The sequence below is a fragment of the Streptomyces sp. NPDC048352 genome (genome assembly GCF_040651895.1).
Taxonomy (GTDB): Bacteria; Actinomycetota; Actinomycetes; order Streptomycetales; family Streptomycetaceae; genus Streptomyces.
Genome location: NZ_JBEZKZ010000131.1, coordinates 1 through 10,014, shown reverse-complemented (window position 1 = coordinate 10,014; position 10,014 = coordinate 1). Strand labels below are relative to the sequence as shown.

Here is a 10,014-nt window from a genome sequence, read left to right as displayed (position 1 = left end):
CTTCCGTGACGGAGCCCGCGCCGTTGGCGTTGCGCTGGAATTTCTCCGGGCCCGACACCCTGAGCCTCGGGTGAGCCGCCCCGCCGCTCGGTGCCCAGCAGCGCGGCGGTGACCAGCTCCTCCCAGTCCTGGTACCCCTCGTCACCCTTGCCCATCGAACCCCTCCCTCATCACCGGTACCCCGTCCTTCACCGACCGCCGACTCCCGCCCCACGGCCCGGGCGCCATCCGCCGGCTGCGGCCTGCCGGAAGCCGGCGGCCGTGGCCCTCGTCGTCGGCCGGCCGCCGGCGGCCCGGTCCCGCCCCCTCCGCGGGACCGGGCCGCCGGTGTGCGGCTCGACCGCGTTCAACTGGCGTGGTTGTCGTTCATACAAGCCCCCCGGCTTCTCGTGCTTCTTCGCGCGCCGGCGCCCCCGCGCCGTGCGCCCCTCCCCGTGCCGCTCCCCTCCGAAGGCATACGGGCCCCCAGGCCCCCTGCGTTTTCTTGTGGTTCCGCCCGTGCTCAGACCAGGGCCACCGGCTCGGGCGAGCCGCGCTGCCAGGCCGTCAGCGGGGTGAAGCCGCGGTGGCCGCACTCGCCGAAGACCGTGACCGGGCCGCCGCCCGAGAGGGCGGCCAGCTGCCACAGGCCGGACCGCGAACGGCCCTGCCCGGGCGCCACCGGCAGTGCGGACGTCCCCTGCGCGTCCGCGAGCTGCCAGGCCGCCTCGCCCCCTTCACCCGGTATCGGGATCACGGGGCCGAGCACTACCGGCCAGGACTCCAGCCACGGGTCCTCCCGCAGCGCGGTCCCGTAGGCCTCCAGGGCCTCGGCGGTGCTCACCCCGGGCGGAGTGCGGGCGGCCGGCACCGCGGCCGCGGTACGGTCCCCCAACTCCGCCCGCAGCCCCGCCGATCCGGGCCGGAAGCGGGCTTCCGCCTCCAGCACCAGTCCGACGGGCAGCGCCAGCGCCGGCGGCCGCCCGGGCGGGCCGAAGTCCAGTACCAGCGCCGGGCGTCCGCCCTCCAGCCCGCGCAGCCATATCCGGCGGGTGGTGAGGCGGCCGTCCGGGGACACCGAGTCGTACTGGGCCAGTACGAGCCAGCGGTCCCGGACGGTCTCACCCTCTGCCGGAGACGGCAGCCCCACCCGGCTCCGGACGGTCGCGGCCAGCGGCTCCGGCAGCCCGGACACCCCCAGCCAGGCCCTGTCCAGCAGGTGCAGCAGCGCGAACTCCTCAAGCATCCGGGCGGGCCAGCCGGGGCCGCAACCGGGTATTGTCCCCAACTCCCGTACCCGGGCGGCGAGTCCGGGCGCCTGGGCGTCGACCATGCGGGCCGCGGCTTCCTCCCAGGGCGCGTATCCGGCCTGCTGCTGCCCGGCGATGCCGCCGCGCAGCAGGTCCACGAGCCGCTGCTCCAGCTCGGTGACGCCCGCGCTGACGCGTCCGGCCCGCCGCTCGGCCCGCTTGCGGGCCGCCTCCACGTCCACCGGCCCGGCCGCCGGGCCCGCGGGCCGCGACGCCTTCGCCGCGCGCCCGGCCAGCCATTCCGCCGCCCAGTCCGGGGCCTCGCCCGGTTCACCGAGCCCCTCCGCCGCCCAGAGCAGCAGCAGCCCCAGCGCGTGCTTGCACGGGAACTTCCGGCTCGGGCAGGAGCACTTGAACGCCGGTCCGGTCCGGTCGACGACCGTCCGGTACGGCGTACTGCCACTGCCCTTGCACGATCCCCACACCGCACCGGAAGCGGAACCTCCGGTCTGTGACCACGGACCCGCCCCTCCCAGCCTGCCCCCCGCCTTGCGCGACGCCTCGTCAGGAGCCAGAGCCAGTACCTGTTCCGCCGTCCAGCGGACCCCCTGCTCAGTCATGTGAACCACCGTAGAGACCCCCACTGACAATCCCTCTGACCTGCAACAACGCTGCGAACAGGGGGCGTTGTCAGTGGCATGGTGCACGGTGGAGCAAGCAGTCGGGAGCGGCTGCCGAGGATCGGAGGGGGACCATGAGCACGCCCGAGAACGGCACCGGCGGCGAGGCGCTGCGACCGCACGCCGAAGACGCCTTCGCACACGAACTGAAAGCCCTCGAGGCCGCAGACGACCGGCCCCGCCCGGCCCGCTGGAAGCTCTCCCCGTGGGCCGTGGCCACCTACCTCCAGGGCGGCACGCTCGCCGACGGCACCGTCATCACGCCGAAGTACGTCGGGCCGCGCCGGATCGTCGAGGTCGCCGTCACCACGCTCGCCACCGACCGCGCCCTGCTCCTGCTCGGCGTCCCCGGCACCGCCAAGACCTGGGTGTCCGAACACCTCGCCGCCGCGGTCAGCGGGGACTCCACCCTCCTGGTGCAGGGCACGGCCGGCACGCCGGAGGAGGCCATCCGCTACGGCTGGAACTACGCCCGTCTCCTCGCCCACGGCCCCAGCCGCGGAGCCCTCGTCCCCAGCCCCGTCATGCGGGCCATGGCCGAGGGCATGACCGCCCGCGTCGAGGAGCTCACCCGCATCCCGGCCGACGTGCAGGACACCCTCATCACCGTCCTGTCGGAGAAGACGCTCCCGATACCGGAGCTGGGCGAAGAGGTCCAGGCCGTGCGCGGCTTCAACCTGATCGCCACCGCCAACGACCGCGACCGCGGGGTCAACGAGCTCTCCAGCGCACTGCGCCGCCGCTTCAACACCGTGGTCCTGCCGCTGCCCGCCACCGCCGAAGCCGAGGTCGACATCGTCGCCCGCCGCGTCGACCAGATGGGCCGCGCCCTGGACCTGCCCGCCGTACCCGAGGGACTGGAGGAGATCCGCAGGGTCGTCACCGTCTTCCGGGAGCTGCGCGACGGCGTCACCGACGACGGCCGCACCAAGGTGAAGTCACCCAGCGGCACCCTGTCCACCGCCGAGGCCATCTCCGTGGTCACCGGCGGACTGGCCCTCGCCGCGCACTTCGGGGACGGCGTCCTGCGCCCCTCCGACGTGGCCGCCGGGATCCTCGGGGCCGTCGTCCGCGACCCGGCCGCCGACCGCGTCGTCTGGCAGGAGTACCTCGAGGCGGTCGTCCGCGAACGGGACGGCTGGAAGGACTTCTACCGCGCCTGCCGGGAGGTGACGGCATGAGCCCCGGGGCCGCGGGGCCGCTGCTGCTGGGCGTCCGCCACCACGGGCCGGGCTCGGCGCGGGCGGTGCGGGCCGCGCTGGACCGGGCGCAGCCGCGGGCCGTGCTCATCGAGGGACCGCCCGAGGGTGACGCGCTGCTCGCCCTGGCCGCCGAGCCCGGCATGCGCCCGCCGGTCGCCCTGCTCGCGCACGCGGCGGACGACCCGGGCAGGGCCGCCTTCTGGCCCCTGGCCGGCTTCTCCCCGGAATGGGCCGCCCTGCGCTGGGCCCAGGCGCGGGACGTGCCGGTGCGCTTCATCGACCTGCCGGCCGCCCACACGCTGGCCGCGCCCGAGGACGATGACGAGGACGACGACGAGCAGGAGGAGGGGCGGCCGGGCGCCCTCCGGCCCGCCGCCCTGCCGGTGGACCCGCTCGGGGTGCTGGCGCGGACCGCCGGGTACGAGGACCCCGAGCACTGGTGGGAGGACGTGGTCGAACACCGGGGCACGGGGGAGGTCCGGGATCCGCTGGCCGCCTTCGAGGCCGTGGGGGAGGCCATGGGCGCCCTGCGCGAGGCCTACGGGGACGCCGGGCGGCCCCGCGACCTGGTCCGCGAGGCCCATATGCGGCAGCGGATGCGCGCGGCCCGCAGGGAGTTCGGGGAGGACTACGCCGTGGTGTGCGGCGCCTGGCACGTCCCGGCGCTGCGGGCCGGGTCCACCGTGGCCGCGGACAGGGCGCTGCTGGCCGGGCTGCCCAAGGTCAAGGTGGAGACCACCTGGGTGCCGTGGACCCACCGCCGGCTCGCCCGGGCCGGCGGGTACGGCGCGGGCGTCACCTCGCCCGGCTGGTACGCCCACCTCTTCGCGGCCCGCGACCGGCCGGTCGAGCGGTGGCTGACCAAGGTCGCGGGGCTGCTGCGGGAGGAGGACCGGCAGGTCTCCTCGGCGCACGTGATCGAGGCGGTCCGCCTGGCCGAGACCCTGGCCGCGGTACGGGGCCGCCCGCTCCCGGGGCTCGCGGAGACGCTGGAAGCGGCCCGGGCGGTGATGTGCGACGGCTCGGACGTGCCGCTCGCGCTGATCGAGGACCGGCTCGTGGTCGGGGACGTGCTCGGCGAGGTCCCGGACGCGGCGCCCGCCGTGCCGCTCCAGCGGGACCTCACCCGCCGGCAGCGCTCCCTGCGGCTCAAGGCCGAGGCGCAGCGGCGGGATCTGGAGCTGGACCTGCGCAAGGACTCCGACGCGGCCAAGTCCCTGCTGCTGCACCGGCTGCGGCTGCTCGGGGTCGACTGGGGCACACCCACCGCCTCCCGGAGCGGCACGGGCACCTTCCGGGAGACCTGGCGGCTGTGCTGGGAGCCGGAGCTGTCGGTGCGTGTCGCCGAGGCCGGGATCTGGGGCACCACCGTCCTGGGGGCGGCCACCGCCAAGGCGGAGGCCGACGCGGCGGCCGCCGGGGAGCTGGGGGAGGTCACGGCACTGGCCGAGCGCTGCCTGCTGGCCGGGCTGTCGCAGGCGCTGCCGGCCGTGCTGCGGGCGCTCGCCGACCGGGCCGCGCTGGACACGGACGTGGCCCGGCTCGCCAAGGCGCTGCCCGCCCTGGCCCGTTCACTGCGGTACGGGGACGTACGGGGTACGGACGCGGCGGCGCTCGGCACGGTCGCCGCCGGGCTGGCCGAGCGGATCTGCGTGGCCCTGCCGCCGGCCTGCGCGGCCGGGCTCGACGCCGACGGTGCGGCCGAGCTGCGCGGCCACATCGACGGGGTGCACGGGGCGGTGGGCCTGCTGGCCGACGCGGACCCGGGGCTGCGGGAGCGCTGGTCGGCCGTGCTGCGGACCCTGGCCGGGCGGGAGAGCGTGCCCGGGGGGATACGCGGGCGGGCCGTGCGGCTCCTGTTGGACGACGGACGGCTGGCGGGCGGGGAGACGGCGCGGCTGATGGGGCTCGCCCTGTCCCCGGCGGCCGCCCCGGCCGACGCGGCGGGCTGGCTCGAGGGGTTCGCCGGCGGGGGCGCCGGCGGGGGGACGCTGCTGGTCCACGACGAGCGGCTGCTCGGGCTGATCGACGCGTGGCTGGTGTCGGTGCCGGAGGGTGCCTTCATCGACGTACTGCCGCTGCTGCGGCGGACGTTCGGGGCGTACGAGCCGGGCGTGCGGCGGACCCTGGGCGAGCTGGTCCGGCGCGGCCCGGGTGCCCGTGCGGCGGCCACCGCATCCGGAGCCGCCCCCGCGGGCTTCGCCCCGGAGCTGGACGAGGCCCGCGCGGCCGCGGCCGCCGACGTGGCCCGCCTCCTCCTCACGGCGGCCTGACCTCGCCCCGGGAACGGGCGGAGGGCGGGCAGGAGGCCGATCCGCGCAGTGGCGACCGTCCGCAGGCAGCGGACCACAGGAACGGAACGAGAGGGGACGGCAGATGACGAGGACGGGTGACCCGGGGACCGCCGGAGACGAGCGGTTGCGGCGGTGGCGGCTGGTGCTCGGCGGCGGCGAGGGCGAGGGGACGGGCCTCGCCCTCAGCGGGCGGGACGCGGCGATGGACGGGGCCCTGGGGGCGCTCTACGGCGGAGGCGGGGGCGGCCGGGACCGGGGGGAGCGGTCCGCCGGCCTCGGGGGTTCCGCGCCGCACGTGGCGCGCTGGCTCGGGGACATCCGTACGTACTTCCCGAGCCCGGTGGTCCAGGTCATGCAACGGGACGCCATCGAGCGGCTCGGGCTGTCCGCGCTCCTGCTGGAGCCGGAGATGCTGGAGGCCGTCGAGCCGGACGTCCATCTGGTCGGCACCCTGCTGTCGCTGAACAAGGCCATGCCCGACACCACCAGGGAGACGGCGCGGGCCGTCGTCCGCAAGGTGGTCGAGCAGCTGGAGAAGCGCCTCGCGACGCGCACCCGGGCGACCCTCACGGGGGCGCTGGACCGTTCGGCGCGCATCAGCCGCCCCCGCCACCGGGACATCGACTGGGACCGGACCATCCGGGCCAACCTGAAGAACTACCTCCCGGAGCACCGGACCGTCGTCCCCGAGAGGCTCGTCGGCTACGGCCGGGCGTCCCGGGCGGTGAAGAAGGAGGTCGTCCTCTGCATCGACCAGTCGGGTTCGATGGCCGCCTCGGTCGTCTACGCCTCCGTCTTCGGGGCGGTCCTCGCCTCCATGCGCTCGATCGCCACCCGGCTGGTCGTCTTCGACACGGCGGTGGTCGACCTGACCGATCAGCTCGACGATCCGGTCGACGTCCTGTTCGGCACGCAGCTGGGCGGCGGCACCGACATCAACCGCGCCCTCGCCTACTGCCAGTCGAAGATCACCCGGCCGGCCGACACGGTCGTCGTCCTGATCAGCGATCTGTACGAGGGCGGCATACGCGACGAGATGCTCAAGCGCGTCGCGGCCATGAAGGGGGCGGGCGTGGAGTTCGTGACCCTGCTGGCGCTGTCCGACGAGGGCGCGCCCGCCTACGACCGCGAGCACGCGGCGGCCCTGGCCGCCCTGGGCGCGCCCGCCTTCGCCTGCACCCCCGACCTGTTCCCGGAGGTGATGGCGGCCGCCCTGGAGAAGCGGCCGCTGCCCGTCCCGTGAGCCGCGCACCGCGGCCGCCGCATATCGGCAGATCACACGAAGATGCAGTTCAACCGTGAGGCGATCTGTGACAGGTATCACCGCTCAGGTGTGATCTGCGATTTAGGGACCCACGTCCCACGGGGATAACCTGCGAGACGGACATGCCGCGTCCACGGTCACCGTGTGCGCCTTCCTAGTGACAGCGCCGTCACGTTGCCCTCCGCGGCACGCCCACGCAGATAGCAGACAAACCGCGAATCACTGCGAATCTTTGAAGACAAGGGACGGACGCGCGTGGACCTGTTCGAGTACCAGGCGAGGGACCTCTTCGCCAAGCACGGTGTACCGGTGCTGGCCGGTGAAGTCATCGACACGCCTGAGGCGGCGCGCGAGGCCACCGAGAAGCTGGGCGGCAAGTCGGTCGTCAAGGCTCAGGTGAAGGTCGGCGGCCGCGGCAAGGCCGGTGGCGTGAAGCTCGCCGCCACCCCCGACGAGGCCGTCGCCCGCGCGACGGACATCCTCGGCATGGACATCAAGGGCCACACGGTCCACAAGGTGATGATCGCCGAGACCGCTCCGGAGATCCTCGAGGAGTACTACGTCTCGTACCTCCTCGACCGCACCAACCGCACCTTCCTGGCCATGGCCTCGGTCGCGGGCGGCATGGACATCGAGCAGGTCGCCGAGGAGACCCCCGAGAAGCTCGCCAAGGTCCCGGTGAACGCCAACGAGGGCGTGACCATCGAGAAGGCCCGCGAGATCGTCGCCCTCGCGAAGTTCCCGGCCGAGGTCGCCGAGAAGGTCGCCGAGGTCCTCGTGACCCTGTGGCAGACCTTCATCGCCGAGGACGCGCTCCTCGTCGAGGTCAACCCGCTCGCGAAGGTCGCCAACGGCGACGTCATCGCCCTCGACGGCAAGGTCTCGCTCGACGAGAACGCCGAGTTCCGCCAGCCGGGCCACGAGGAGTTCGTGGACCACGCGGCCGCGAACCCGCTCGAGGCCGCCGCCAAGGCGAAGAACCTCAACTACGTCAAGCTCGACGGTGAGGTCGGCATCATCGGCAACGGCGCGGGTCTCGTCATGAGCACCCTCGACGTCGTCGCCTACGCCGGCGAGAACCACGGTGGCGTCAAGCCCGCCAACTTCCTCGACATCGGCGGTGGCGCCTCCGCCGCCGTCATGGCCAACGGCCTCGAGATCATCCTCGGCGACCCGGACGTCAAGTCCGTGTTCGTCAACGTCTTCGGTGGCATCACCGCGTGTGACGAGGTCGCCAACGGCATCGTCCAGGCGCTGCAGCTGCTCGAGGACAAGGGCGAGGCGGTCACCAAGCCGCTGGTCGTCCGCCTCGACGGCAACAACGCCGAGCTGGGTCGCAAGATCCTCTCGGACGCCAACCACCCGCTGGTGCAGCGCGTGGACACCATGGACGGCGCGGCCGACAAGGCCGCCGAGCTCGCGGCTGCGAAGTAAGGGCAGAGGTCAAAGACTCACATGGCTATCTTCCTCAACAAGGACAGCAAGGTCATCGTCCAGGGCATGACCGGTGCCACGGGCATGAAGCACACCAAGCTGATGCTGGCTGACGGCACCAACATCGTCGGCGGCGTGAACCCGCGCAAGGCCGGCACGAGCGTCGACTTCGACGGCACCGAGGTCCCGGTCTTCGGCTCCGTCGCCGAGGCGATGGAGAAGACGGGCGCCAACGTCTCCGTCCTCTTCGTCCCGCCGGCCTTCGCCAAGGCCGCCGTCGTCGAGGCCATCGACGCCGAGATCCCGCTGGCCGTCGTCATCACCGAGGGCATCGCGGTGCACGACTCCGCCGCCTTCTGGGCGTACGCGACCGCCAAGGGCAACAAGACCCGGATCATCGGCCCGAACTGCCCGGGTCTGATCACCCCCGGCCAGTCCAACGCCGGCATCATCCCGGGCGACATCACCAAGCCCGGCAAGATCGGTCTCGTGTCCAAGTCGGGCACGCTGACCTACCAGATGATGTACGAGCTGCGCGACATCGGCTTCACCTCCGCCGTCGGCATCGGTGGCGACCCGGTCATCGGCACCACGCACATCGACGCCCTGGAGGCCTTCGAGGCCGACCCGGAGACCGAGCTCATCGTCATGATCGGCGAGATCGGCGGCGACGCCGAGGAGCGCGCGGCGGACTTCATCGCGAAGAACGTCACCAAGCCGGTCGTCGGCTACGTCGCGGGCTTCACCGCCCCCGAGGGCAAGACCATGGGCCACGCCGGCGCCATCGTCTCCGGTTCTTCTGGCACCGCACAGGCCAAGAAGGAGGCCCTCGAGGCCGCGGGCGTCAAGGTCGGCAAGACCCCGACCGAGACGGCCAAGCTGGCGCGCGAGATCCTCAACGCCGCCCAGTAGGCAGCAGCTGTACGGATGCACGGGCGTGGCCCGCACCCTCCGGGGTGCGGGCCACGCCCGTTCTCATTCGCTGCTCGGGGAGAGCCGGTGGGGCCCGGCGGCCGGGTCGGCGCGGAGCTTGTCCTGGAGGTCCCGGCTCTCCTCGGTGAGCCGCTGGGGGCCGCTCAGCGGCGGGACCCCGGAGACGCTCGCCCCGGGTGCGACCGGCGGCTCGTAGTGGTCCGGCGCGGTGACGGTGGTGTACCCCGTCGAGGCGGCGATCACCGCCGTCAGGACGAGCGCGGCCCGCGCCAGCCGCCGGGCCCGGTGCTCGCACAGGGTGCGGACGGCGGCCGCCGGGCGCGGCTCCAGCGGTACGGCGGGCCGTACCGTGCCGAGACGCTCGCGCAGCAGGGCGGACCGCTGCCGGGGCGGTACGCCGGCCAGCTCGGGGAGCCGGCGGGAGAGTTCCGCGTGCGCGCGCAGCAGGCGGTGCCCCGCGGCGGGCGTGCTGGCCTCCGTCTCGGCGGCGGTGTCGGGCAGGTCGAGGCCCACGCCGTCGTAGAGCAGCACCGTCCGGCGGCGTACGGGTGCCAGCGCGAGGAGGGCGTCCAGCAGGACCCGGTCGGCCGGGTCGGCCGGGGGCTTGTCGGGGTGCCGGTGGGCCCGGCGGAAGCGGTGCCAGGGGGAGAGGGCGTACTCGTACGCGGCCGAGCGCACCCAGCCGACGGGGTCGGGGTCGGTGGCCACCTCGGGCCAGCGGCCCCAGGCCTGACGGAACGCCTGCTCGACGGAGTGCAGGGCGAGGGCGCGGCGGCCGGTGAGCAGGTAGGCCTGGCGGACGAGGGCGGCCGCGGCGTGGTCGTACAGGGCGTCGAAGGCCTCGGCGGGGTTCTGCGGGGGCAGCGGCCGCGGCCCGGGCGGGGCGGCGGGGCGGGCGGGCTCACCCGGGGCGGGGTCCGGGTGGGGTGCTCCGGCGGGGGCCGGGGCGGTCTGAGGAAACGGTTCCTCCGCGGCGGG

At 74.4% G+C, this 10,014-nt stretch carries 7 protein-coding genes; 5 read left to right on the top strand and 2 right to left on the bottom strand.

Annotated elements, in window-relative coordinates; genetic code table 11:
* Positions 1-502: 502 nt before the first annotated feature.
* Complete coding sequence (locus AB0D45_RS33985) at positions 503-1,849, bottom strand: SWIM zinc finger family protein (protein ID WP_362466397.1); 1,347 nt, start codon at positions 1,847-1,849, stop codon at positions 503-505.
* Between the two features lie 134 nt (positions 1,850-1,983).
* Between AB0D45_RS33985 and AB0D45_RS33980 the strand changes: the two genes are divergently transcribed.
* The 5 genes from AB0D45_RS33980 (at position 1,984) to sucD (ending at position 9,015) form a co-directional block, all read left to right on the top strand.
* Complete coding sequence (locus tag AB0D45_RS33980) at positions 1,984-3,090, top strand: AAA family ATPase (RefSeq protein ID WP_362466394.1); 1,107 nt, start codon at positions 1,984-1,986, stop codon at positions 3,088-3,090.
* Positions 3,087-5,384 (top strand): DUF5682 family protein, encoded by a 2,298-nt coding sequence (locus AB0D45_RS33975; protein ID WP_362466391.1) that lies wholly within the window; start codon positions 3,087-3,089, stop codon positions 5,382-5,384. The genes AB0D45_RS33980 and AB0D45_RS33975 overlap by 4 nt, the downstream gene beginning before the upstream one ends.
* A 103-nt stretch (positions 5,385-5,487) precedes the next feature.
* On the top strand, positions 5,488-6,648 hold the full coding sequence (locus AB0D45_RS33970; protein WP_362466388.1) for a VWA domain-containing protein: 1,161 nt from the start codon (positions 5,488-5,490) through the stop codon (positions 6,646-6,648).
* A 276-nt stretch (positions 6,649-6,924) separates the two neighbouring features.
* Positions 6,925-8,103, top strand: coding sequence for an ADP-forming succinate--CoA ligase subunit beta (gene sucC / locus AB0D45_RS33965; RefSeq protein WP_361610099.1), 1,179 nt, complete (start codon positions 6,925-6,927; stop codon positions 8,101-8,103).
* Between the two features lie 21 nt (positions 8,104-8,124).
* Complete coding sequence (sucD, locus tag AB0D45_RS33960) at positions 8,125-9,015, top strand: succinate--CoA ligase subunit alpha (RefSeq protein WP_054227728.1); 891 nt, start codon at positions 8,125-8,127, stop codon at positions 9,013-9,015.
* A gap of 63 nt (positions 9,016-9,078) precedes the next feature.
* Here sucD and AB0D45_RS33955 read toward each other — a convergent pair.
* Positions 9,079-10,014, bottom strand: a 936-nt coding sequence (locus AB0D45_RS33955) for a DNA-directed RNA polymerase sigma-70 factor (RefSeq protein WP_362466385.1), incomplete at its 5' end; no start/stop codon positions are given.

Coding starts and splice junctions, on each gene's coding strand:
- AB0D45_RS33970 (WP_362466388.1), top strand. CDS start 5,488: ATGACGAGGACGGGTGACCCGGGGACCGCCGGAGACGAGCGGTTGCGG.
- AB0D45_RS33985 (WP_362466397.1), bottom strand. CDS start 1,849: ATGACTGAGCAGGGGGTCCGCTGGACGGCGGAACAGGTACTGGCTCTG.
- AB0D45_RS33975 (WP_362466391.1), top strand. CDS start 3,087: ATGAGCCCCGGGGCCGCGGGGCCGCTGCTGCTGGGCGTCCGCCACCAC.
- sucD (WP_054227728.1), top strand. CDS start 8,125: ATGGCTATCTTCCTCAACAAGGACAGCAAGGTCATCGTCCAGGGCATG.
- AB0D45_RS33980 (WP_362466394.1), top strand. CDS start 1,984: ATGAGCACGCCCGAGAACGGCACCGGCGGCGAGGCGCTGCGACCGCAC.